The sequence below is a fragment of the Bradyrhizobium sp. 195 genome, assembly GCF_023101665.1.
GTDB lineage: Bacteria > Pseudomonadota > Alphaproteobacteria > Rhizobiales > Xanthobacteraceae > Bradyrhizobium.
Window position 1 is genome coordinate 4,923,597 of sequence record NZ_CP082161.1, and the last position, 24,654, is coordinate 4,948,250.

Annotated in this window: 19 protein-coding genes and 1 tRNA gene; 12 read left to right on the forward strand and 8 right to left on the reverse strand. The window is 65.0% G+C overall.

The features are described from left to right. Positions 1–473 precede the first annotated feature (473 nt). Both IVB26_RS22830 and IVB26_RS22835 read right to left on the reverse strand, forming a co-directional pair. Complete coding sequence (locus IVB26_RS22830; RefSeq protein WP_247973252.1) at positions 474–2,717, reverse strand: TonB-dependent siderophore receptor; 2,244 nt, start codon at positions 2,715–2,717, stop codon at positions 474–476. A gap of 173 nt (positions 2,718–2,890) precedes the next feature. Then, entirely contained in the window at positions 2,891–3,406 is a 516-nt protein-coding gene (locus IVB26_RS22835) for a MarR family winged helix-turn-helix transcriptional regulator (protein WP_247973253.1), read from the reverse strand. A gap of 281 nt (positions 3,407–3,687) precedes the next feature. Here IVB26_RS22835 and IVB26_RS22840 point away from each other — a divergent pair, with 281 nt between their 5' ends. The 12 genes from IVB26_RS22840 (at position 3,688) to qatD (ending at position 17,838) form a co-directional block, all read left to right on the forward strand. After that, positions 3,688–3,891, forward strand: coding sequence for a hypothetical protein (locus IVB26_RS22840; protein ID WP_063194782.1), 204 nt, complete (start codon positions 3,688–3,690; stop codon positions 3,889–3,891). Between the two features lie 159 nt (positions 3,892–4,050). After that, positions 4,051–4,127 (forward strand) — tRNA-Asp (locus IVB26_RS22845). Positions 4,128–4,327: 200 nt separating this feature from the next. Further along, positions 4,328–4,657 carry an HU family DNA-binding protein gene (locus tag IVB26_RS22850; protein WP_247967517.1) on the forward strand — a complete coding sequence of 110 codons (330 nt, stop codon included), beginning with the start codon at positions 4,328–4,330 and terminating at the stop codon, positions 4,655–4,657. A 263-nt stretch (positions 4,658–4,920) separates the two neighbouring features. Next, a complete protein-coding gene (locus tag IVB26_RS22855) occupies positions 4,921–6,126 on the forward strand; it encodes a site-specific integrase (protein ID WP_247967518.1) in 1,206 nt (401 codons plus the stop codon). After that, positions 6,119–7,684, forward strand: coding sequence for a hypothetical protein (locus IVB26_RS22860; RefSeq protein ID WP_247967519.1), 1,566 nt, complete (start codon positions 6,119–6,121; stop codon positions 7,682–7,684). The genes IVB26_RS22855 and IVB26_RS22860 overlap by 8 nt, the downstream gene beginning before the upstream one ends. Beyond that, entirely contained in the window at positions 7,681–9,645 is a 1,965-nt protein-coding gene (locus IVB26_RS22865; protein WP_247967520.1) for a hypothetical protein, read from the forward strand. The genes IVB26_RS22860 and IVB26_RS22865 overlap by 4 nt, the downstream gene beginning before the upstream one ends. Before the next feature lie 43 nt (positions 9,646–9,688). Further along, positions 9,689–10,150, forward strand: coding sequence for a hypothetical protein (locus IVB26_RS22870; RefSeq protein ID WP_247356242.1), 462 nt, complete (start codon positions 9,689–9,691; stop codon positions 10,148–10,150). After that, positions 10,147–12,399: an ATP-dependent DNA helicase gene (locus IVB26_RS22875; protein WP_247967521.1), complete on the forward strand. Its 2,253-nt coding sequence runs from the start codon at positions 10,147–10,149 to the stop codon at positions 12,397–12,399. The genes IVB26_RS22870 and IVB26_RS22875 overlap by 4 nt, the downstream gene beginning before the upstream one ends. Before the next feature lie 319 nt (positions 12,400–12,718). Continuing rightward, the gene (qatA, locus tag IVB26_RS22880; protein ID WP_247967522.1) at positions 12,719–14,710 is read left to right on the forward strand and encodes a Qat anti-phage system ATPase QatA; all 1,992 of its coding nucleotides are present in this window, start codon (positions 12,719–12,721) and stop codon (positions 14,708–14,710) included. Then, positions 14,697–15,701 (forward strand): Qat anti-phage system associated protein QatB, encoded by a 1,005-nt coding sequence (qatB, locus tag IVB26_RS22885; protein ID WP_247967523.1) that lies wholly within the window; start codon positions 14,697–14,699, stop codon positions 15,699–15,701. The genes qatA and qatB overlap by 14 nt, the downstream gene beginning before the upstream one ends. 122 nt (positions 15,702–15,823) lie before the next feature. Further along, complete coding sequence (qatC, locus tag IVB26_RS22890; RefSeq protein ID WP_247967524.1) at positions 15,824–17,104, forward strand: Qat anti-phage system QueC-like protein QatC; 1,281 nt, start codon at positions 15,824–15,826, stop codon at positions 17,102–17,104. Then, positions 17,101–17,838: a Qat anti-phage system TatD family nuclease QatD gene (gene qatD / locus IVB26_RS22895; RefSeq protein ID WP_247967525.1), complete on the forward strand. Its 738-nt coding sequence runs from the start codon at positions 17,101–17,103 to the stop codon at positions 17,836–17,838. The genes qatC and qatD overlap by 4 nt, the downstream gene beginning before the upstream one ends. A gap of 273 nt (positions 17,839–18,111) precedes the next feature. Here the strand turns inward: qatD and IVB26_RS22900 are convergent, their stop codons facing one another. The 6 genes from IVB26_RS22900 to IVB26_RS22920 are packed head-to-tail and all read right to left on the reverse strand — an operon-like array spanning position 18,112 to position 24,620. Then, positions 18,112–18,723 carry a class I SAM-dependent methyltransferase gene (locus tag IVB26_RS22900; protein WP_247967526.1) on the reverse strand — a complete coding sequence of 204 codons (612 nt, stop codon included), beginning with the start codon at positions 18,721–18,723 and terminating at the stop codon, positions 18,112–18,114. A gap of 11 nt (positions 18,724–18,734) precedes the next feature. Further along, positions 18,735–19,451 carry a c-type cytochrome gene (locus IVB26_RS22905; RefSeq protein WP_247967527.1) on the reverse strand — a complete coding sequence of 239 codons (717 nt, stop codon included), beginning with the start codon at positions 19,449–19,451 and terminating at the stop codon, positions 18,735–18,737. A gap of 2 nt (positions 19,452–19,453) precedes the next feature. Continuing rightward, on the reverse strand, positions 19,454–19,582 hold the full coding sequence (locus IVB26_RS43025; RefSeq protein WP_256468191.1) for a hypothetical protein: 129 nt from the start codon (positions 19,580–19,582) through the stop codon (positions 19,454–19,456). A 9-nt stretch (positions 19,583–19,591) separates the two neighbouring features. After that, entirely contained in the window at positions 19,592–22,777 is a 3,186-nt protein-coding gene (locus tag IVB26_RS22910) for an efflux RND transporter permease subunit (protein WP_247967528.1), read from the reverse strand. After that, positions 22,774–24,216: an efflux RND transporter periplasmic adaptor subunit gene (locus IVB26_RS22915; protein WP_247967529.1), complete on the reverse strand. Its 1,443-nt coding sequence runs from the start codon at positions 24,214–24,216 to the stop codon at positions 22,774–22,776. Before IVB26_RS22915 ends, IVB26_RS22910 begins: the two co-directional genes overlap by 4 nt. Continuing rightward, complete coding sequence (locus IVB26_RS22920; protein WP_247967530.1) at positions 24,213–24,620, reverse strand: FixH family protein; 408 nt, start codon at positions 24,618–24,620, stop codon at positions 24,213–24,215. Before IVB26_RS22920 ends, IVB26_RS22915 begins: the two co-directional genes overlap by 4 nt. Between the last annotated feature and the right edge of the window lie 34 nt (positions 24,621–24,654).

The window sequence follows — 24,654 nt, forward strand, 5'->3', positions numbered from 1 at the left end:
GGCCAGCAAGGGCGATCCCGATCATTCTAGGCGCGCTCGGCCGTAAGGTCCGGTGTTGGGGAAGCTCGCTTTATTTAAGCCGGGGCGCGGCAAAATCCAAATTACAACGTGAACAGACGCCCACCGTCACCCGGGCGACATATTAGCCGCGCCTCCCTCAGGGCAGCGCGGCCGGGAGCGCCTGTGATGGTTGCGACCACGCGCGGAACAGGTGCAGGAAAGACACGTATCCACAGGCGCGAAGGTCAGACGAGCCATGCATCATGATGGGATCGGGGCTCATCCGGCGAATGCATCGGCAGGCGCCCCGCCCCGGATCAGCCGCGAGCGCGGCGGCGACGACCTGGTGGTCGTCGCGCGCGCCGCGCCTGGATGAGCTTCGGGCCGGGGGGCATGGCCCGCGAGCTCATCGATCCCGCGAAGACCACCCCTTGACAGTGGGCGCCTTCACGAAGCTCTCCCCTCGCCCGCCATCACCATTTGTAGCCGAGGCTTGCGGTGATGCGGCGACGGTCGCCGTAATAGCATGAGGTGATGACCGCGCAGCTCGCGACGTAGATCTTGTCCGTCACGTTCGCGACGTTGAGCGCCGCACGCCAGTGGTTGTCCCATTCGTAGTGCATTGCGAGATCGCCCAGCACGAAAGACGGAACGAGCACGGTGTTCGCGGTGTCGGCAAAGGACGAGCCTACGTAGCGCACGCCGCCGCCAAGGCCGAAGCCCCGCAGCGGGCCCTCGCTGAATGTATAGTCGGTCCAGACCGAGGCGAACTCCCGGGGTGTGTTGGTCGGAACAGTGCCGATCAGCGCGGGATTGAGGTCCTGGCTCACGAACAGATCGTAATTGGTGTAGCTCGCCACCAGCTTGAAGTCCGGCGTGATGTTCGCCACCGCCTCGAGCTCGACGCCACGCGAAGTGATCTCGCCGTTCTGGGTCTGGAACAGCGGATTGTTCGGATCGGTGGTCAGCGCATTCTTGCGCTTCAGATCGAACCACGCGACGCTGAACCGGGCGTTGAGCCCGACCGGCTCGTACTTCACGCCGACCTCGGTCTGCTCCGATGTCTCCGGCAGTTGCAGCCGCCCGGCCGCGTTGACGCCGATGATCGGATTGTAGCCCGTCATGTACGAGACATAGGGCGCAACGCCAAAGTCGAGATTGTAGATCGCGCCGACGCGGCCGGAGAACTTGCCGTCCTTGCGGCTTTGATCGGGGCCGAGCCGGTTGTCGTTGTCGAGGTCAACCCAATCCTGACGGCCGGATAGCACCACCGTCAGCCGATCGAGCTTGACCTGATCCTGGAGATATACCGCGGCCATGCCCTGAGTGAGATAGGCGTCCTGATACAGCGCAGCGTTGAACGGCGCGTTGACGCCGTAGACCGGGTTGAGCACGTTGAGATTGGTGCCCACCCCGAAGCCCTGGCGGTCGTCGAGGGCATAGTGCTTGAGGTCGACGCCGAAGAGCGTGGTGTGCTGCAGCGCGCCGGTGGCGAAGCGGTACTCGAGCTGGTTGTCGAGGTTCAACTGGTTGGCGACGCCGCGGGCGTAGAAATTGCCGCGCATGATGTCGGCGGCCGCCGGCGTCGTCGCGTAGCCCAGCCCATAGAGGCCGGTGTAGAAGACGTCGACGTGGGCGAAGCGCGCATTCTGGCGGAAGTCGAGGCTATCCGTGATGTTCTTCTCGAACTGGTAGCCGAGCGTCTCCTGCTCGCGGCGAAACTGGTCGGCGCGGGGGTCGCCGGCGAACAGGCTGGTGGGAATGCGGCCGAACGGCGCGTTGGTGACGGTGCCGACATAGGGCAGGAAGTTCTCCGCCCTGGTGTTGTTGTGCGCAGCCGTCGCGTAGACGGTGAGCTTGGTGTCGCCGTCCGGCCGCCACGTCACCGACGGAGCGAAGAAGAAGTTGTTGTCATAGGTATAGTCGGTCTGAGTGCCGCCGCCCTGCACTTGGCCGACAAACCGGTACAACGTTTGCCCGTTGCCGGACTGCGGGACCACGCCGCCGATGTCGAACGCCATGTAGGCGTTGCCATGGTTGTTGATGCCGGTCTCGAGATAGCGCACCGGCTCGGCGCGCGGCAGCTTGCTCACCGCGTTGACGAGACCGCCCGGCGCCGAGCCGCCGTACAGGATGCCGGACGGCCCGCGCAGCACCTCGACGCGCTCGAGGTTGAATGGTTGCAGCTTCCAGCTCGCATAGGAGGTGTAAAACAGCTGCAGGCCGTCGAGGAACAGTGACTCGTTCTGCGCGGGGAAGCCGCGGATCAAGAACCAGTCGTTGCGGAAATCGGCGCCGTAGGTGCCGGCGATCACGCCGGGCGTGTAACGCAGCACCTCGTCGAACTTGCTGACGATCTTCTGGTCGCGGATCTGCTCCGCGCTGATGACCGACACCGATTGCGGCGTCTCTATGATCGGCGTGTTGGTCTTGGTGCCGGACGAGCTGCGACCGGCGACGTAGCCATTTACCGGGCCACGCGGCGTCTCGACGAAGCCGACATTGCGCTGTGGCTGCGGCTTGCTTCGATTGGCGGTCTGCACCGACCGCGGCGCGCGACGCTGCGGCGTCGTGGCGACGCGGCGGCGTGCTTCCGGCGCGGTGACGGTGACCGACGGCAGGCTCGTTGCGCCGCTCGGTGCGGACGATTGTGCAAGCGATGCCTGCGGCACCAAAACCAAAGCGGACGCGGCCGCCAACACAGCCGACCGCAGCATTCCCAGACTGTTCACGCGCTACCCCAAAACGTATCTGCATGCGTCATGCCGTCAGTCCCGTGGCGGCATGCACTTGCGATGACGCTTATGGGAGGGTGCGCGATTTCCCTAATTGAAAGCTTCTTAGAAGGACTCTTAGAAGCGCTCCAACAGTTCCGGAGATTGCTGCGAGATCAGCGCGAACTCTTCTCGCTCTCGAGCATCTCGGTGGCGATCGCCGTGAGCTGATCGACCTGCCGCATCAGCGTGTGGAACTCGGCTTCGCTCAAATGCTCCAGCAGGCGCCGGTTGCGCTCCTGCGCGCCGTCGACGATCGCGTCATGCGCAACGAGACCTGCAGGCGTCAGCGAGATCAGCACCTCGCGGCTGTCTTCCGGATTAGCCGATTTCGCGATCAGCTTGCGCGAGAGCAGATTGGCCAGCGCGCGGCTGATCTGTCCCTTGTCCTGGCCGACGGCCTCGGCGAGCCGCGCCACGCTCATCGGCGGCCGGCGGCCGAGCGAGGCGGCAAGACCGAACTCGACCAAGGACAAGCCGGTGAGGCGCTTGTAGCGCAGGATCGCGCCACGCTTGAGCAAACTGGCAAGCACCATCAGTCGCGACGACAGCATCACGGTGATCGGGGCCAACGGTTCGCTCTCGGCCGCTGCGGGCAACGTCGCCACGCCCCAGCTCTCGGTCTGGCTCATGATCCACCTCTGCCAAGAAAGCCCGAACCTGCCAAGCCGGGTCACAGCGACCTCCGCGGTCACGACCAGGCTCGGCGCCCTCTTGGTCATCTGGGCCGCCCGCACGATCCGGGATGACATCGGCCGTGCCGCCGCCTGAGACCGGGCCCGGCTCGGCCCGTTTCGGCGAAACCAGCCGGGCGGGAGATGAAACCATTTTGCGGAACCCGCGAAACCATCCGGAAACAGATGGTCCTTAAGACAGAGCCATAGACGGCGGCAAAGCCCGTCGGGAGGCTCAGATGAACCACTCCATTCACTCTGCTGATCGTGCGACCCACCTCAAGATCGTGGTGGTGGCGCTCGTGGCCGGCATCATGGTGGCCGGCTTCGGGATCGCAGCCCGTACCAATGCCGATTATAGCCAGACCGCCCAGTCCACCCACGTCATCAAGGCCGGCAAGCCGGTGGTGGTGACGAGCGCCGGGACGTCGGAGATTCGCTGAAACAGTCTCTTCCGGGCTGACCAATGGCCGCCTCCGGGCGGCCTTTTTCGTTTTCCAGAGCAATGCTTAGCCGAGATCGACCGCGCCAGCGCAACGTCCTTGACTTCACCCAGCCCCGCCTTTAAGTCCCCCCTCGTTCCGCGCGCATCAGCGAACCACGCGGGAGTAGCTCAGTTGGTTAGAGCGCCGGCCTGTCACGCCGGAGGTCGCGGGTTCGAGCCCCGTCTCTCGCGCCATTTTGGCAATCCCTTCATAGTCTTAGCCGAAACGCCTCAAGGCCTGTCGCATCTGCGCCGGTGATCGCCGACGTCCGGCGGGAACTCGCGGCATAGTCAGCCCACGTCCGAATCGTCTACGCCTTCCAGCACTTAGAGGGATTCCCACGCATTTCCGGCTTTTCCGGGCTTCCCTGTCATTGGAATCGAGGAGGCCAGACATGGCTAAGAAGGATTTGGCTAAGAAGGATTCGGCAAAGAAGGCAGCCGCTCCCGCCACCATCACGCTCAAGCACCTCGCCGCCGATATCGCAGAGAGCCAGGACCTGTCGAAAAAGCACGCCGAAGCTGTCCTCACCGACATGGTTGATTTGATCACCAAGCACCTGAAGAAGGGCGACCGCGTCCGCATCGTCGGGCTCGGTATCCTCCAGGTCCGCAAGCGCGCCGCCCGCACCGGCCGCAATCCCGCCACCGGCGAGCCGATCCACATCAAGGCCAGCAAGAAGGTCACCTTCCGCCCGGTCAAGGAACTGAAAGAGGCGATTTAGAACATTAGTTTTCAGAATGTAACCGAGATTCTCCTAACCCCTCGAAATCACACGGATTTCGAGGGGTTCTTCTTTTTCGAAATGTAACCGAAAGCGCCTCCAAGAACATTAGTTTCGAAAAATGTAACCGAAAGCGCGAGAAACGCCTGCGCCACAGGCATTTCAAAGAATCCATCGCCGCACGTTTTCGCCGTCGAAAATGCACGTACACAAGGCTCCGCCGACCTGACAGGCTCAGACCGGGAACAACCCGGAAACGAACCTTGATCGAGCCGACCCCATTCCGCACCGAACAGCTTCGCCTCGAAACCGGCGAGCGCTTCTCGCTGACGGTCGCCGCCAACGCCATGCCGGCCTGGTGGCCGAACCTCTACTGCCAGATCGCCATCCGCGAGAGGAACATCGGTTACTCCACGATGCAGGCGTACATGAACGCCATCTGCGTCTTCCACAACGTCTGCGCCAAACTCGATATCGACATCGACGCTCGCATCGAAAGCCTCGAACTCTTCCGCGAGAACGAGATCGCGACGATCCGCGACGAGCTACGCAAACGTCAGATCGTCAGACCCGGCGACTCGAACGCCGTGAAGGCCGCGCACTGGAAGAGCAGACTGACCGCGGTCAACGACTACATCGTCTGGCGGACGGACCCCGTCATCGACCGCGTCTCCACACGCGACCCGAGACTCGCGGAAGTGCGCCGTCGGGTGGACCGTCTGCCGAAGCGCCTGGTCGGGAAGATCGTCGTGAGCAAGAACTCGTCCAAGGAGGGCATGGACGAAAAGACGGAGGTCGCGTTCCTAGAAGCGATCACTCCCGACCACCCGACCAATCCTTTCAACCCTCGCAACCAGCATCGCAACCAGGCACTCTGGCTGCTCTACCATGCCGGGCTGCGCCGCTCGGCGCCGCTCACGCTCACCGGGCGCCACCTGCATCTCAACGAGGACGAACCATACGTCTACGTCCCGCGCGTCCAGGACGACAAGGACGACTCCCGCGCGCACGAACCGCGCAACAAGACGAAGGCCCACCCGGTGAACCTGAGCCCCGATAGGGCCGCCATCATCCATCGTTACATCGTCAACCACCGGCCCACGTACAAGGGCGCGAAAAAATCCAAGTACGTCTTCCTCTCCCAGGAAAGCTCCAACACGGCGCCCAAGCCGCTCTCGATCGGCTCTGTCGAGCACATGTACAAGCAGCTGCGCGCGAAGGTACCCGGCATCCCGGAGAACTTCGGACCGCACATGGTCCGTCGCACCAACAAGGATCACATGAAGGACGCCGCGGACGAACTCGAATGGACCCCCGACGAGGAGGAAGAGGTCGTCAACCAGGAGAGCGGTTGGACGCGAAACTCCAAGACGCGCCTCAACTACCAGCGCCGCAGTCTCCGGAAAAAGGGCAACAAGCTCGCCGTCAAGATGCAGGACATGGCTACAAAGGGTCGCAAGGATGACTGATTCCGCAATCCGCCAAGTCACGGCCGCCCTCCCCACCTTCCCGAGCCAGGGCACGATCATCGATCGGGCCGACTGCGAGGTGGACGCAACCGGTTGGGAGTGGAAGCTCCATCATCCGGTGAATGCGACGGTGCTCAATTTTCGGAGGTTGGCGATCGGATCCGGCGCGCTCCTCTCCTCCGTCGCCCGATTCATCGCCGACCTGATCAAAGTCACCTCGGTCGACAATGTGCGCGGCACGTTCGAGACCTTGACCTACGTGCAGCGGTCCGCGCACTTCCGCGAAGTCGACGCCGCTGGCGGCATCGTCGGCGAGCAGCTCATCAGCGACCTGCGCCAGCTTCCCGAGTTCGCCGAATACAGGCTTCACTACGTGCGCGCCTGGTACTGCTGGTGCGCCGACCATGGCATCGATCAATTTCCGGAAGAGACCGCGCTGCGGATCCGCGAGCTGAGCATCCCCGGCAATGAACAGGGCCACGCGGTGCGCACCGAAGACCCGGTCCGGGGAGCGTTCGACGACATCGAATTCCTGGCCATCACGACCAAGCTGCGGGCACTAGGCCCAGATCGCCTGACGACCCTGGAGAACACGCTCTGCTGGCTCGCCGTCGCCTGCGGCGCGAACGCACTCGCCTACGCCCTGACGCGCGAGGAAGACTACAAGCCCCTACAGGAACCAGAGACCGGTCGCATCCACGCCCTGCTGGACCTGCCGCGGATCAAGAAGGGCGACGCGCTCTACCGCCAGCAATTCCATCCGCGGATGCTCAACGACGACGTCGGGACCTGGGTCAACCGCCTGGTCATGGAGAACCGGGCCCATCGCCAGCAGCAGGGCTGGCCAGAAGGCTGCGAATACCCGCTGTTCAGGCGCTTCGACCCCGATCCGGCGCGGGCGAACGGCCCCTACCACGCCTACGCCATGCACATGACTCCGGACGAGATCACCAGGACGATCCAGCAGGCGATCGCCAAGCTGGAGATCATCTCGCACCGGACCGGCGAACCCCTCGTCGTCAACATGCGCCGCTTTCGTCGCACCTTCGCCACCCGCGCCGTCGAGGCCGGCGCCACGCCCTCGGAGCTTGCGGTCATGCTCGACCATTCGGACCTCGGCACCGTGATGACGTACTTCGAAAGCCGCGTCAGTCAGGTGCTGCGCCTCGACGCCGCCACGGCCATGCATCTCGGTCCGATCGCCGACGCGTTCATGGGGCGCATCGTCCGCACCGAACGCGACGCGGTCAACGGCAACGACCCGTCCAAGCGTATTCCGTTCTACAACCGCCATCCCGACCGCCCGCCGGAGAAGGCCGGAGACCTGGGCACCTGCGGCTCCGGACCATGCGGCCTGTTCGCGCCGCTCTCCTGCTACACCTGCAAATCGTTCCAGCCTTGGCGCGACGGCCCCCACGAAGAGGTGCTGAACTGGCTGTGCGACGAGCGCGACCGCAGGCTCAAGGAAGGGCGTAACCAGCAGTTCATCCGCATCCACGACGCCACCATCCTCGCGGTCGCCGAAGTAGTGAAGGCCTGCGAGGCTCCGTCGCCATGAACGTCGTTGCCCTTCCAGATCGCAGACTGCTTGACGCAGCGACCTCGCTCGCGCACCTATCCGAGCGCGCCCGCGCGCTTCAGGTCTTCGGTCCAACGGTGGATTTCGATGCGCCGGTCTGGAATCTCTCGGACGTGAAGATCGGCCGGCCATCGGCCCAGCAGACCCACAACCTGTACTTCACCCGCATCACGCAGCGCGAAACCAGAAGCATGGAGGGACGCGTCCCCTTCGATCCCGCGTTCGGCAACCTCATCAAGGCCATCATCGCGCTCCGCGAATTCGCCAGACCGGTCGGCGCGGACCGCTACCGCAAGCTGCTGCAGGCGGCCCGCCTGCTCTACGAAACCATGGAGAACCGCGGATTCGATCCCGCCAGGCTACGAAGCGACAACTTCCACGCCGCGGCCCGGGCCATCGAAGGAACACCCGGCTACAAATACAATGTGGCGCAGGATCTCGAGGTGATCGCCGAGTTCGTGAACAAGAACGCACTCTCCCAGTCGCGGATCGTCTACACCAATCCGCACCCTCCGCAGCGGCTCGACGCCCAGTCCAACAAGAAGGCGCAGCAGCATCGTGCCAGCAAGATGCCGTCGGAAGAACTCATCGACGCCGTCATCGCGATGAGCGACATCGTGCGCGAACGGGGCGACGATCGCGACATCCTGCGCGCCGCCATCGTCGAACTCCTGCTGTGCGCCCCATGGAGGATCAACGAGACCCTGATGCTGCGGGCCAAGTCCGACCGGGCGAAAACCGGGCTCGATCCCGCCACGGGCGAAACCTACGAAGGCTTCGGCTTCGCCTACGACGGTTCGAAGGAGGCCGACGACGCCGTCAAATGGGTCGCGCCGAAGATGGTCGAGATCGCCAGACGCGCGTTCGCGGACATCGTCCGGATCACCCAGCCGACGAGGGACATCGCGCGCTGGATGGAGCAGCATCCGGGCCGCGCGTATCTGGCCGAACCGTTCCGTCTGGCCGACCCGTCCACTCAACTCTCGATGAAAGACCTCGTCGTCGCACTCGGCGTCAGGAGCCTGACCGCGGCCGTCGACTGGCTGACATCGAACAAGGTTCCGACCGAAAAGCGGGACGGCAAACGCTGGTGCCGCCTCGACGAGGTGGAAGCCGCGATGCTGCGGCTGCAGCCGAAGATCCCTGCGGATCTGCCGCAGACACTGTCGCAATACCTGATGCTCGTCCCGCAGCACTACTTCCGCGACGATCTGAGCACCCAGTACGGCGTCGTGACGTTCGTCAGCGACTTCCAGATCAGCGATTTCCTGACTTCGCACGAAAGGAAAAATCCCTCCTCGGGCAAGACGAACAAGCGTCCTTCCGTGTTCGAACGGCTGGAGATCAACGACTCCAACGGCAAGGCCTACCGGGTCACCAGCCACGCCTTCCGGCACTATCTCAACACGATCGCGAAGGATGGCGGCATGTCGGAACTGGACATGGCACGCTGGAGCGGCCGCAAGCGCATCGAGCAGAACGCCGCCTACTACCATGGCGACGGACGCCAGACGAAGAAGCGCGCCCGCGAGATGCTGAAAACGAAGGCGATGGGCGGACGCATCGTCGACGCGGTCGACAGGCTTCCTCCGACGGACCGCGATGCCTTCATCGAGGCCCGCATCAACACCTTGCACATCACCGACATCGGAGCGTGCATCCAGGACTGGTCCCTGACGCCCTGCTCCAAGTACGGCCAGTGCGGCGGCTGCGGCGACCACCTGGTCATCAAGGGAAACCCAGAACACAAGGCCCGCACCGCGCGGCTGCTCGCCGAGCACGAAAGCATGCTCGCGCAGGCGAAGGCGGAAATGGACGAGGGCACCTATGGCGCCAGCGACTGGGTCGCGCACAACCAGAAGATCGTCGACGGCCTCAGGAAGACCCTCGCGGTGCACGAAAACCCCGACCTCGAGGACGGGAAGATGGTGCAGGTCTGAGAGAGCCGCAGGCCGATCACGCGTCATCTGCAGGAGATATCCGATGCCCCAATCGATCGTTCCCGAATTCCTCAAGGACCTCGAACTCTATCTCGATCGCCAAGCGCGCGACTGGCTGGCCCAGACCGGCGAGCGCACGCCGACTTTGCCCGCCACGCTCGACGGAAAGGTGAATGTCCGCGCGCTCGTCGCCGCGCTCGGGCGGCCGCAATCGCAGGAGCAGCACATCTTCCGCAAGGCCGAATTGAAATCGGCGGTCAACGCGGTCGCGATCGAACAGGGGCTAAAGCCGATCCGCAGCCGGCCTGAGTCCGAGGAGCCCGACAAGGCGGTCGCGGACCGGATCCGCCGGACCGACATGCGCAGCAGCGAGGTTTCGAAGCTGGCCGCCGAACAGGCCGCCGTCATCTTGAAACAGCGTCGCACGATCGAGAGCCTGCGCGAGCAGCTGAGGATGTTCGAGGAGACCGGCCAGGTGTTGCGGACGGGGCCGGTGCTGCGGTGAGGGTCGCGGTCGACGGGATCGTTTCGGAAAGGCCCTTCGGAATCATATTCGCCGGCACCGTGACGGACGGCGCCGTCCGGGGACAGCAGCTTCGCGTACGCGCCGGCTTCGACAGGCTCCTCGGCATTCCCGTACCCGGCGACACCTGGGAGATCGAAGGCGAGATTCTCCAGACCGCGTTCGGACCGCAGATCGCCGCCAAATACGGTCGCCGCATCCTGCCGTCGGGACTCCTGATCAAGCAATTCCTGGCGAGCCACGTGCCTGGCGTGGGTCCCGAACGCGCCCACCGCCTCTGGGCGGCCTTCGGCGAGAACCTTCCGGAGATCCTGTCCAACAATGACATGCTCTCCGAGATCGCCGCCGTCATGTCGCCCGACAAACCGTCGCTCGGGCGCCGCCTCGCCGTATTCGTTACCTCGGCCTGGCAGAATGCCGCTGGCGAAGCCGACCTCGTCGCCTGGCTCGACCGGCAGGGCGTACGCGACCTCAGGATCGTCCGCCGACTGCACCGGGTGCTGGGCGCGTCTGCGGCCGAGACCCTGGCCGAGAACCCCTACAGCATGGTGCCCCTTCTGCCGTGGAAGCAGATGGACGAACTCGGCCGCCGCCTGCTGCGCGAAGATGGATGCGACCCCGCCGCCGACACGCGGCGGCTGGTCGGCGCCGCCGACGAGGCAGTCAAAAGGATGCTCCGACGGGGCGACACCGCAATCGAGGTCGACGAGTTCGCCGATCAACTGGGGATCCTGCTGGCGACCGAGGAGCAGCGGGTGATCGAGACGGCCGTCGCCGCCGCCCTGAGGAACGGGGCCGTCGTACCTGCGGACCGTGTGGTGAGGGCACCGGGCGCCGCAGCGCTCGAAGACGACCTGGTCGAGATGCTCGCCGCCCTATCGCGCACGCCGCGCGAGGCGCGCCTGGCCCTCCGCAGCGCCAGCGGCTGGTCAGAATTGCTCGCAGATATCGCCGGGCCCGGACGAACGCCCACCGACGAGCAGCGCGCCGCCGCCGTCGGCATGATCTCGCGCCCGCTCGCCTGCCTCGTCGGCGGCGCCGGCACCGGCAAGACGTACACGTGCAAGCTCATCTGCGATCTGTGGGTGCGTCTCGGCGGTCGCGTGCTGTTGTGCGCCCTCGCGGGCAAAGCAGCGCTGCGGCTGTCGCGCTCGACCGGGCGCCTCGCCAAGACCCTGGCACGCATGCTGGCGGAGCTCGCCGAGCGCGACGAACTGGAATCCGCCCTGAGCGATCCGGACACGTCCGAGAGCGAAAGCGCGAAGATCCGGACCAAGCTCGAATCCCTCAGCCTCGTCGACGACAAGACGCTGGTCGTCGTCGACGAGGCCTCGATGACCGACCTGCCGACGGTCCACGCGATAGCGAAGCGCCTGGTCGCCGGCAGCCGCCTGCTCTTCGTCGGTGACGAGGCGCAACTGCCGCCGATCGGATTCGGGATCGTCTTCCACAAGCTGGTGCAGGATCCCGCCGTCGCGCTGCGGCTGACCGAAGTCCATCGGCAGGCCGAAGCGACCGGCATCCCGCACGCCGCCGCCGCCGTACGGTCCGGCACCATGCCCGCATTCTCCGAGTTCGCCGGCGCGACCGCAGGCGTGTCGTTCCTGGATGTCGACCCTTCCGCGCTGGACCGCAAGCTCGACGAGGTCGTCGCGAGGCTCGCCGGCGACGGCGAGGTGCTCGTCGTCACGGCAACGGTCGCGGGCGCCGCTGGCGTCGACGCCGTCAACGAACGTGGCCATCGTCGGCACGTCGCCGGCGGGAGCGCCGAACTGCGAGGCTTCTTCGGCCGCCGCTTCTCGGTCGGAGAGCCCATCATCTTCGGCAAGAACGATTACCGCGCCGGCCTCTGGAACGGCCTCCTCGGCCATGTCGTCGCGATCGATCCCGACGAACGGACCATCGACATCCTGTTCGACGGCGACAGCCAGCCGAAGCGGCTGGGCGACGAGCACCTCGTCGACCTCGATCTCGCCTACGCGGTCACGTGCCACCGGATGCAGGGGTCGAGCGCGAAGCGCGTCGTCATCCCGATCTACGAAAGCCGGCTACTCGACCGGTCGTGGCTGTACACCGCCGTTACCCGCGCCGAAGAGCAGGTCGTCCTCGTCGGCGATCGCGACGTGTTCGCGAGAGCCGTGGCGAAGCCTCCCGCGGCGGAAAGCCGGATCCACGGCCTGCGTTGGCCTCCAACCGCGGAGACGACGGCTCCCTCGTCGATGTCTTCATGATCCCCGGTGTCGCCGTCGCAGGCGACCCGCAGGCGACGGCGCGCACAGCACGGCAAGGGCGAAGAGCGCAGCGTCCCTTGCGGGCGAGCACGCCGATGCCAAGGACGAGCCGAAGACGGCTACATCCGGGGATCATGCGTCATGATCCCTGGAGAGCCCGAGCGCCTTCGCTCGGACATCATCCCGCAAGTGCCGAGACCGCTCCGTCTTCTTGTCGACTTGCGGCGAAGCTCCGGGGAACCTAATTGTATGCTTTTGGGGCGCGTTGCAACCAACGGTTATCGGCGACGCCTTCGCCGCATTGCGAAAAGGAGGGCCTGTGTCCGCCGAAAAGGTCACGCCGCTGGGCTATCTGAGCGATAAGGAAACCAAGGTCGATCTTCTCAACAATGAGGCGATCGCGAAAACCATAGTCCGGCTAATCGCGGAGACCGCCGATTCCGCCGTGACGATCGGCGTCCACGGTGACTGGGGTGCAGGAAAATCCAGCGTGCTGGAGATGGTCGAGGCCGCCTTCCCCGACGGAGGCGACGTCCTCTGCCTGAAGTTCAGCGGCTGGCAGTTTCAGGGATTCGAGGACGCCAAGATCGCGCTAATCGAAGGCGTCGTGAACGGCCTCATCGAGAAGCGCTCGCTCACGACCAAGGCGGTTGAAGAGGTCAAGCGTGTGCTGAAAAGCATCGACTGGCTGAAGGTCGCCAAGAAGGGCGGCGGCCTGGCGCTCACGGCCTACACGGGCATTCCGATGTTGGGCCTCGACGACCTGGTCGGCTCCGTCGTCGATCGCGTGAAGAACGCCTTGACCGACAAGGATGCGCGCGAAGCGGCCATCAAGCAGATCGAGGAATTCAAGAAGGAAAAGAGCGACGAGGCCACCAGCAAAAGCGTACCGACGGAAATCAAAGAATTCCGCGAGGCCTACAAGGATCTGATCAAGAAGGCCGGCATCAAGCGCCTCGTCGTGCTGATCGACGACCTGGACCGCTGCCTGCCTCAGACCGCGATCGAGACGCTCGAGGCCATCCGGCTGTTCGTGCTGTGGGACAAGACGGCCTTCATCGTCGGCGCCGACGAAGGCATGATCGAGATCGCGGTCCGCGACCATTTCAAGAACCTGCCCGAAGTCGACGTCGTATCCAGCAACGCACGCGATTCTAACCAGAACTACAGGCGGTCGTATCTCGAAAAGCTGCTGCAGGTGCCGTTCCGCATCCCGGCGCTGGGCGAAACCGAAACCGGCATCTACGTGACGCTCCTACTGCTCGGCCGGGCTCTCGGCGAGGACTCGGAGGAGTTCACGAAGTTGCTGGCTCTCGGCCGAGCGGCCTTGGGCAAGCCGTGGGAGGGCAAGGGGATCGATCACGACGCGATCAAGACCGCGGCCGGAAAGAGGTTCGACGAGATCGTCGATGCCCTGGCGCTGGCCGATCGCGTTAGTCCGGTGCTCGCCGCCGGAACGAAGGGCAATCCGCGACAGATCAAGCGCTTCCTGAATGCCCTCGCCCTCAGGCTCGCGATTGCGGAAGCTCGCGGCTTCGGCAACGCCATCGAACAACCCCATCTGGCGAAGGTCATGTTGGCCGAGATGTTCCTGCACACGACGGTGTTCGATCATATCGCCACGACGGCCGCCAGTTCGGAGGACGGCATCTGCCCGGAGATCGCGCTGATCGAAAAGATCGCCGCCGGCGGTAGCGGACCTGCATCGACGAGCGAGGAAGAAGAAGCGACCGAAGCTGGCAATCCCGTGATCGACGAATGGAAGACGCGCCCCGACGTCATGCGGTGGGCGGCGGTCAAACCGGACCTCGGCAAGGTTTCGCTCAAACCGTACCTCTTCGTGATCAAGGACAGGAAAAACTATCTCGCCTCCGCCGCGCCGCTGCCGGCCAAACTCGCTGCGCTCCTGGAAAAGCTGCTCGGCGGCGACATGTCGGCCAAAGGCGCCCTCCCCGACGTCAAGAGCCTCAATCTGCCGGAGGCCATCCTGCTCTTCGATGCGCTGGGAAGGAAGGTGCGGGAGGCGCCGAATTTCGAGGCCCGACCGGCAGCGATACCGGGCGTCGCCGTCGTGGTGGAGGCGCACCCGTCCCTTCAGGGCCGGTACGTCGACATCCTCGAAGCCCTGCCGCCCGACCGCGTCGGCCTGTGGGTCGCATCCGGACATGCTTTCGTGACCGAAGCGGCTCCGAAAGCCCGGATCGAAGCCCTTCGCGACAAGTGGAAGAAGGCGACCAAGAACCCGTTGCTGAGGGCCGAGCTGGAGCCGAAGAAACCGGCACGAGGGGGCCGCGGCCATGGGAACGTCTAATCCCTTCAACGGCGGCAACAACCGCAATCCTCTCGTGCCCGACTGGGTCGGGGGGGCCGGACCGGGTGCTGCACCCCCGGGCGCTCCTCCCCCCAGTCCCCCCGGCGCACCAGGTGCTCCGGGTGGCGGCACTCCCGGCAACGGAAATCCGGGCGGCGCGAACCCAGGTGGAGGCAATCCGGGCGCCGCGCCTGCGGCTGGCGGAAACGGCGGCGCTGCGGGCCAAGGCGACGCGCCGGCGCCAAACCGTTTCCAAAGCGCGCGCACCAACTTCTTCAAGTTCGCCAAATCCGGCGGGGGCGGCGGAGGCGGAGGTCGCGGCGGCGGGACCAACCGCAACCTGCGCCGCGCGGTCCGGTCGTTCGTCGGAAAGTCGAGCGGCGGCGCGCGCCGGGCCACGCAGCGCATGGCGGCGGAGCGCAGCGCCACTGCGAGCCTGGGACGGATCCTTTCCACTGCCGGCACCGCCGGCATCCAGGAGACCGTCCGCCGGCTAGGCTTCGCGCAGTTGGCAACGCTGCCGGTGCAGGACATATATGCCGCCCTCGTCGACGTCATCTGCGAACCGGGCGGCGAACTCGACGAGTCATTCGCCAGAGAGGCCTACATCAAAGCGCTGGCTGAAATCAGCGAGGCCCAGGCAGATCTCGAACGTCCGTCACCCGAGACCACCATCTCCTTCCTTGCCTCCTTCATCACCAACGCGATCCAAAACCGATTGCTCAACGCGGTCGGAAACAAGGTCGTCGCGATTCCACGCGACGTCGCCGCGGTCCAGAACGTCGAGCAGCAGATCAACGACTTCATCCGGGGCAAGGTGAACGACGCGATGACGGAGGCCGGCGAAGATTTTCCCGCCGACATTATCGTGTCGACCATCGACGACATCTACGAACGCTCCGTCGTCCTGTTGGAGGGGTCGGACCAGGAAGGTCCGGACGTCGAAACGGGTGACGAGCTCGAAGTGGAAGCCCATGGGGAGATCGCGTGATGACGGCCTACTCTTTGATCGGTCACATGGGACCAGCCGACCAGGCACCTGATCTCGCAGGTCGCTGGCAAGACCAGTTCCGCGTCGATCTTTTGAGCGGGAACAGGACGCTGGGATACGGGATGGGCGGCGTCGTCCGGACCCTCGGAAGGCTCGGCGTCTATCCGAGCGAAGTCGGCGTCGACGTTCTGGTCCTCGCGGCGATGGTGCATGCCGCCGACACGCGCATCAATCGCGTTCAGACGTCCCAGGACGCGTGGACGCGCGAACTCGGCATCTGCGTGCCGGTATCCGATCCCGAATTATGGACCGCGCAGCGCGCCTTGCTCGAAAAGACGCTCCGGTTTCTCACCGGAGACCATTGGACGGTCTCGTTCAGGCCACGCCCGGAGGGAATGGCCGACTTCGTCAGACGACCCGTCGCGGGTCTGCAGGACCACGGCTTCGACGGGGTTGCCCTCTTCTCGGGCGGATTGGACAGCCTGATCGGCGCGATCGATCGTCTTGAGCAGGGCTCCTTTCCCCTGTTCGTGAGCCATGGAGGCGACGGAGCGATCAGCAAGCCTCAGAAGGATCTGTTCGTGGATGTCGCCGCGGCGTACCGCAACGGCAATCGCGAACCGAGGCGGGTCCGCCTCGGAATGAGCTTCACCGACAAGATCACGCCGGGGGTAGGACGCGAGGAAAGCACCCGCGGCCGGTCGTTTCTGTTCATCGCCCTCGCCGCCGCGGCTGGGTCCGGGCTGGGTCGTCGCTTTTCGCTCGAAGTCCCGGAGAACGGCCTGATCGCATTGAACGTCCCGCTCGACAGCGTCAGGTTGGGATCGTTGAGCACGCGCACGACCCACCCCTTCTATCTGCGCCGCTGGAACGAATTGCTGTCGCAGGTCGGAATCGACGGCGTCATCGTCAACCGTTACTGGGACAAGACCAAGGGCGAGATGATGGAACGCTGCCTCAATCCGGACCTGCTGCGCGAGCTCGCCGGCGCGTCCCTCTCCTGCGCCCACCCAGCCGCCGGCCGCTGGGTCAAGTCGGCGGCCGGCCGGCATACCCATTGCGGCCATTGCGTCCCGTGCCTCATACGCCAGGCTGCGTTCGACCGCGCATGGGGCCGAGGCAACGATCCCACCGGATATCGGGTCGACATCCACCAGAATCGCTTGAGTACGCGGGCGGCGGAAGGCAAGCAGGTGCGGGCGTTCCAGTACGCGGTGGCCCGCCTCGCGGGACGCCCCGATCTCGCCCGCGTCCTGATCCACGAACCGGGACCGCTGCTCGAGGACATCGCCCAGCTCGACGGGCTTGCCGGAGTGTATTCGCGGGGCATCATGGAGGTCGGCCAATTGCTACGCGACGTAAAGACGTTTTCACCGGCGGCAGAGGCCGAGATGACGGCATGAGGCTCGTCGACTTCCACTGCCACCTCGACCTGTATCCGGAGTTCGAGACGCTCGTCGCCGAAAGCGAGCGGCTCGGCATCTTCACGCTCGCGGTCACCACGACGCCGAAGGCCTGGGCGCGCAACAACAAGCTGGCCTCCTCGACCAAGTACGTCCGAGCAGCGCTCGGCCTGCATCCCCAGTTGGTGGCGGAGCGGTGGAGAGAGATCGACCTCTGGGAGCGTCTTCTCGACGAAACGCGGTACGTCGGCGAAGTGGGCCTCGATGCCGGTCCCCGCTACTACTCCTCGATGGATCGCCAAACCGAGGTTTTGCGCCGCGTCCTGCGCTGCTGCGCACAGGCGGGCGGCAAGATCCTGTCGATCCACAGCGTGCGCGCGGCGCCCAAGGTGCTCGATCTGATCGAGGAAGAGGTTCCGAAGGGCCGCGCGAAATTCGTTTTCCATTGGTTCACGGGTTCGGCCGCGGACGCAAGGCGTGCCGCGGACCTTGGCTGCTACTTCTCGGTCAACAGTCAGATGCTGCAGACGGACCGTGGGCGCGCGCTGGTCTCCTCGCTGCCGATCGACCGCCTCCTCACGGAGACCGACGGCCCCTTCACATCCGAGGGCGACGGCCCTGCCCGGCCGTGCGATGTCGCGACGGCCGTGAGGCACTTGGCGATGGCGAGAGGCATATCGAGCGAAGAGAGTGCGGCCGTCGTTCTACGGAATCTGAAGACCCTGACGGCTTAGCTGTTGGCGGACCCGATGAGCTCAGTCCGAAGCTGGAGCTTGCCAGGGAGCAGATCGAGGTGGTCGGCAGAAAGGCTCCTCCAGAGCGCGCTGTCGTGCTGAACGGCCCCTTTTCCGCTTGGAATGAAGACAGAAGCTCCTGCCCACTCTTCCGCCGACGTAAACGGCGGCATCAATAATACGCGCCTACTGACGATGCCGCCCATGGTCGTCAATCCTGTGTCCATTCGACGAGCCTCTACAGACAAACGCAAGATCGGTAAACCTCAGGCGTCAACGAGGGCTCGCCTGCCCCTCGTACATGAAGGTCATAGGCTTCAGCCCATTCATATATCCGGTACGCATGTCTTCGATGCCAAAGCCGTTCCTGGTCAGGACGTCAGCGATGTCCCGATTGAGATGACAACCGCCCGAGATGCGCTTCCACGCGGGGGTCAGGCGGTCCTGCCACCAGCGCACGCGCGGTTCCGGCGCGCGGCCGTGCTCGACAAAGAGTAGCTTTCCTCCCGGTCTCAGCACCCGCCGCACCTCCGTCATGGCGCGATCGACATCCGGGATGCTGCACATGGTCCAGGTCGTCACGACCGTGTCGATGCTGCGGTCCTCGATCGGAATCGCCTCGGCCGAAGCTTCGACAAACTCAACCGGAGTTCCCGGATGTGGAGTGTACTGCGCCATCTCGAGAAGCTTTGGACCGGGTTCAAGCCCCACAACCTGCTTCACGGCCGGCCCGTAGAACGGCAGGTTGCGACCGGACCCGAGCCCGATCTCGAGCACGCGGCCCCGCGCCGCACGGATCGCCCGCTCCCGGTAGGGAAGAAGATCCTTGTTGCGCATCGCAAGGTCGCATAGACGCGGAAGAATGACGTCGTTGTAGAAGCCCATCCGCGCATCTCCTAGCATCGCGGCTCGATCGACTTGCTGATCTCCTCGGGCGCGGCGAAGATCACGTCCGCCCGGTCGCCCATCATTCCGGCGGGTACGATGGCGGGCGCTCCGCTCTGCGGTCCGTCCTGGCCGGAATCCGTCTTCAGGCGCAGATTGCGCTCCCAGAAGTGCCGGGTATTGCCATCAGCCGTGGTCACTCGGTAGGTGTCCCGGCAATGGGTGATGCCGGTGACGTGTTGAGAGGGATCCAGATCCTTCAGATTGGGGGCCCGGCCGCCACCCATCATCCCACCCATCATGCCGCCCATCCCGTTCATGCGGTTTTCGGCCGTCCGCTCCGGCGCGGCCCCAGGCTTGGTGGCCTCCTTGAGGAATGCCAACAGATCCGCGCGAGCGCGTGAGTCCTTGATACCCTCGAACGGCATCTCGTTATCCGGCACCATGTGCGCAGGATCGGTCAGCCAAGCGTCGAGCGACCGGTCGTCCCAGATAATTCCGGAAGCCTTGAGAGCGTCGGAGTAGCGGTCGAAGCTCGGCAGGCTTCCGGCTTTCCTTCCCCAGAGGTTCGCAAGACTCGGCCCCGTCATGTTGCGGTCGGGCTCGAGCGAGTGACAGGCCGCGCAGGCGCGAAAATTGCGTTCGCCCGGCGCTGCGCTGTCCTGCTGCGCGCCGGCCGGCGAGGAGACGAAGAAGGCGACTAATGCCACGAAGAGAAGGCGATCCATCTTCAATCTCCCCGGTTTGAGAAGAACAGGTACTTGACCAGCGCGGCGGCCCCCAGCGCGAGCACGATCACGACCAGCACTGCGATCAGCCCCATGCCGCCCATCATTCCCGACATCATGTCCTGCATCATTGGATCACCTCATTTGGCAGGCTCCGGCATTAGCAATTTCGAGACGATCGCTTTCGACTTCGCCGATGGTAGCGGTTTGCCCGCAGGAGGCAGACGGAAGCCTTTGACCAGGCCGAAGATCGCCGGGATCACGATCAGCGTGAGCAGGGTCGACGAGATCATGCCGCCGATCATCGGCACCGCGATCCGCTGCATGATCTCGGAGCCGGTACCGGTGCTCCACATGATCGGCAGCAGTCCCGCCATGATGGCGACCACCGTCATCATCTTGGGTCGGACGCGCTCGACCGCGCCCTCCATGATGGCCTCGCGGAGGTCGATCCGGCTCAGCGTCCAACCCTCGGCGGCGCGGCGCTCCCTGAGCTCCGCAAGCGCCTGGTTGAGGTAGATCAGCATCACAACGCCGGTCTCGGCGGCGACGCCGGCGAGTGCGATGAACCCGACGGCGACCGCGACCGAGAGATTGAATCCGAGCCACCACATCAGCCAAAGCCCGCCGACCAGCGCGAACGGCAGCGACAGCATGACGATCATCGTGTCCGTCACCGACCTGAAATTGAGGTACAGCAGCAGGAAGATGATGAGCAGCGTCGCCGGCACGACGATCTTCAGACGGGCCATGGCCCGCTCGAGATATTCGTACTGGCCACTCCAGACCACATAGTAGCCCGGCGGAAATTGGATGCTGGCCTGGACGGCGCGCTGCGCCTCCGCGACGTAGCCGCCGAGATCGCGGTCGCGGATGTCGACGTAGATGTAGGTCGCAAGCTGCGCGTTCTCCGTCCGGATCGACGTCGGGCCTCTCGCGAGTTGGACGGTCGCGACTTCCGCGAGCGGGACGGCGCCGCCGGCCGGCATCGGAACGAGGACGTCGCTTGCGATCTTCTTCGGATCGTCCCGGAGGTCGCGGGGGTAGCGCATGTTGACCGTGAAGCGCTGCCGGCCCTCGACGGTGGTGGTGACCGCCTGACCGCCGAGCGCGGTCGCGATGGTGTCCTGGACGTCCTGGACCATGATTCCATAGCGCGCCAGCGCCGACCGGTCGGGCGTGATCTCCAGATAGTAGCCGCCGATGCTGCGCTCCGCGTAGGCGGACGAGGTCCCGGGTACCACCCGCAGCACCTGCTCGATCTGCTTCGCGAGCCTGTCGATCTCGACGAGGTCGGTGCCGATCACTTTGACGCCGACGGGGGTCCGGATGCCGGTCGAGAGCATGTCGATGCGCGCCTTGATCGGCATCGTCCATGCGTTCGACACGCCGGGAAACTGTAGCGCCTTGTCCATTTGGGCGATCAGCCCGTCGGTGGTGAGGCCTGGCCGCCACTGCTCCTTCGGCTTGAGATTGACCACCGTCTCGAACATCTCGGTCGGCGCCGGATCGGTCGACGTGGAGGCGCGGCCGGCCTTGCCGTAGACGGACTCCACTTCCGGAAACGACTTGATGATGCGATCCTGGGTCTGCATCAGTTCGGCCGCCTTCGTCACCGAGATGCCCGGCAAGGTCGTCGGCATGTAGAGGAGCGTTCCCTCGTTGAGGTTCGGCATGAATTCGGTGCCGAGCTGACGGGCGGGCCAGATCGTGACCGCGAGCGCGGCGAGCGCAAGCAGGATAACCAGCGTCTTCGCGCGCAGCACGCCCTTGATGACCGGACGGTAGATCCAGATCAGGAAGCGGTTGAGCGGATTGCGATGCTCCGGAACGATCCGCCCGCGGACGAAGATCACCATCAGCGCGGGCACCAGGGTCACCGAGAGCAGCGCGGCCGCAGCCATCGCGAAGGTCTTGGTGAAGGCGAGCGGGCTGAACAGCCGCCCCTCCTGGGATTCCAGCGTGAAGATCGGCATGAACGATACCGTGATGATCAGCAGACTGAAGAACAGCGCCGGTCCGACCTGCGAGGCCGCCTCGATCAGGATCGCGATCCGCGACTTATTCGGCTCGGCGCGCTCGAGGTGTTTGTGGGCGTTCTCGATCATGACGATGGCGGCGTCGACCATGGCGCCGATGGCGATCGCGATGCCGCCGAGGCTCATGATGTTGGAGCCGATCCCGAGCAGCTTCATCGCTCCGAACGCCATCAGCACGCCGACCGGCAGCATCAGGATGGCGACCAGCGCGCTCCGGACGTGCAGCAGGAAGACCACGCAGACCAGCGCGACGACGACGCTTTCTTCGACCAAGGTGTGCTTGAGCGTGTCGATGGCGGCATAGATCAGGTTCGACCGGTCGTAGACCGGCACGATCTCGACCGATTTCGGCAGGCTGGTCGCGATGTCCTTGAACCGCTTCTTGACGTTCTCGATGACGTCGAGCGCGTTCATCCCGAAGCGCTGCAGCACGATCCCGCTGGCGACTTCCCCCTCGCCGTTGAGCTCGGTGATGCCGCGCCGCTCGTCCGGTCCCAGTTCGACCCTGGAGACGTCCCGTAGCAGCACCGGCGTGCCCTTGTCGGTCTTGAGGACGATGTTGCCGAGATCGTCGATACTCTTCAGATAGCCCTTTCCGCGGATGACGTACTCGAACTCCGACAGCTCGACGGTACGCCCGCCGACGTCGGCGTTGCTGGCGCGGATGGCGTCCCGGATCTTCTGTATGGTGATGCCGAGATCGCGCATCCGCTGCGCGTCGAGGACGACGTTGTACTGCTTGACGAAGCCGCCAACGCTCGCGACCTCCGCGACGCCCTCGGCCTTGGCGAGCGCGAATTTGAGATTCCAGTCCTGGATCGTGCGTGTGTCCGCGAGATTCAGTTCCTTGGACATCACCGCGTACTGGTAGACCCAGCCGACGCCGGTCGCGTCCGGACCGATGGTCGGCGTCACCCCCGCCGGCAACCGTGAGGTCGCGGCGTTGAGGAATTCGAGGACCCGCGAGCGCGCCCAGTAGATGTCGGTGCCGTCCTCGAAGATCACGTAGACGAAGGAGACCCCGAAGAAGGAGAAGCCGCGCACCACCTTGGATTTCGGCACCGTCAGCATTGCGGTCGCGAGCGGATAGGTGACCTGGTCCTCGATCACCTGTGGCGCCTGCCCCGAATACTCGGTGTAGACGATGACCTGCGTGTCGGAGAGGTCGGGGATGGCGTCGAGCGGCAGATGGACGAGCGCGTAGATTCCGGCGGCAGCGGCAAAGCCGGTGCCGAACAGCACCAGCAGCAGGTTGCGCGCCGACCAGGCGATGAGGCGGGCGATCATGGGCGCGCTCCCGTCGTGCCTGCCGCCTGGGCGGGTTGCGTACCCTCGGGCGCGGTAAACCCCTTCAGCGCGGCCTTCAGGTTGCTCTCGGCGTCGATCAGGAAATTGGCCGAGGTGACGACGGCCTCGCCCTCCGACACGCCTTGGGTCACCTCGACGAAGCCGCCGCCGCGACGGCCGAGCTTCACTTCACGCGGCTCGAAACGGCCCTCTCCCCTGTCGACCAGGACGGCCTGGCGGCTTCCGCTGTCGAGCACGGCGCTCTCCGCCACCGCCAGCACCGGTCCCGGCGTGCCGGCCTCGATCTCGGCATCGACGTACATCTCGGGCCGCAGCACCTCGTCGGGATTGGGCACCTCGACCCGGATCCGCGCGGTGCGCGTCGCGGCGTTGAGATGGGGATAGATCAGCGCCACCGTGCCGGCGAAGCTCTGGCCGGCGAACGCCCGCGGCCTGATGGTCACCTTCGTGCCGACGGCGACTTGCGGCAGATCGCGCTCCGCGACGTCGATGAGCACCCAGACCAGGCGGTGGTCCGCAATCCTGAACAACACGTCTCCGGGCCCGGCACGCATGCCGGGCACGACGTTGCGCTCCAGGATCTCGCCGTCCTGCGGTGCAAGCCATGGAATCGAGAGCGAGATCTCTTTGGTGCGTTCGAGCTCCTTGATGGCCGCCTCCGGGGTCGCGAGGTTCTCCAGTCTGCGGCGTGCGCCCTTCAGTTCTTTTCCGGTCGCGCCGGCGTTGAAGGCCGACAGATATTCCGCCGCGGCGCTCGACAGCGCGGGGCTGTACACGTTCAGCAACGGTTGCCCCTTGTGAACGTGATCGCCGGTCGTGACGTTGGCCACGCTCTCGACGAATCCCTCGAAGCGCAGCGCGACCACCGAGACGCGCCTCTCGTCCTCCTGAACGGTCCCTGGCGCGCGGATCAGGGTCGTGACGGGCCGCCGCACGACCGGCTCGGACCTGGCTCCTGTGCGCTGGATCTTGCCCAGCGAGAGCTTCACGGAGCCGTCGTCGGTGTCCTCGCCTTCGTAGACGGCGATGTAGTCCATCCCCATGGAATCCTTCTTCGGCACCGGCGAGGTGTCGGGCAGGCCCATCGGGTTGCGGTAGTAATTGATCTTTCGCTCTGCCTTCGCGTCCGCCGCCTTGCTCTGCGCCGGCGCCTCCTCAGGTTCTTCGAAGCTGATATCGGCACCCGCTGGCACGGCGCGCCAGGCGCGCCCATCCGACGTCTTCTTGGGCTCAAGCGAATAGAACGGCTTCCCATCCGGATCCTGGTAGTAGATCGTCGCGCCGCCTTCGGCTGCTGCGGCGACCGACGTCACGGCGCCGGCGAACGGATTCGCCCGCGGGATCGCGCCCGCGTAAAGGGCGGCGCCGGCCGCTGCGCACATCGCAGCGGCCGCACCTATGGTGATGGCGCGCCTCATTGCTTCGCCGTGACGACGAGCTTGTTTTCGACCGTGCCGGTCTCGCCCTGCACCTTGGCGCCGAGGGACAATTGCCAGCGGCCCGCCATGCTGAAGTTGGCCTTGAACCGGTACGTCCCCGGCTCCGTCCCCGGCATCGAGGTCACCTTCGTGACCATCTCCTGCATGCCGTCCGGCGCCATGTCGAGCCGGGACGCGAATATGACCGCGTCCGGTACGGGTTTGCCGGTCTTCCTGTTCACCAGCCGCACCGTCACGACCTTCTCGGGGCCCGTCTGAACCGTCGGCTGGACGAGCTGGAATTCGTAATCCTTGATGTCGGCGAAGGCGAACTTCGGCGCTGCCGTAAGCGAAAGGCCGACCAGCGCGGCGGCCAGCCCGCGCGCAGCAGTGGAGATCCTCATGATGTCTGTTCCTCGAAACGTCTGTTGAACCGCC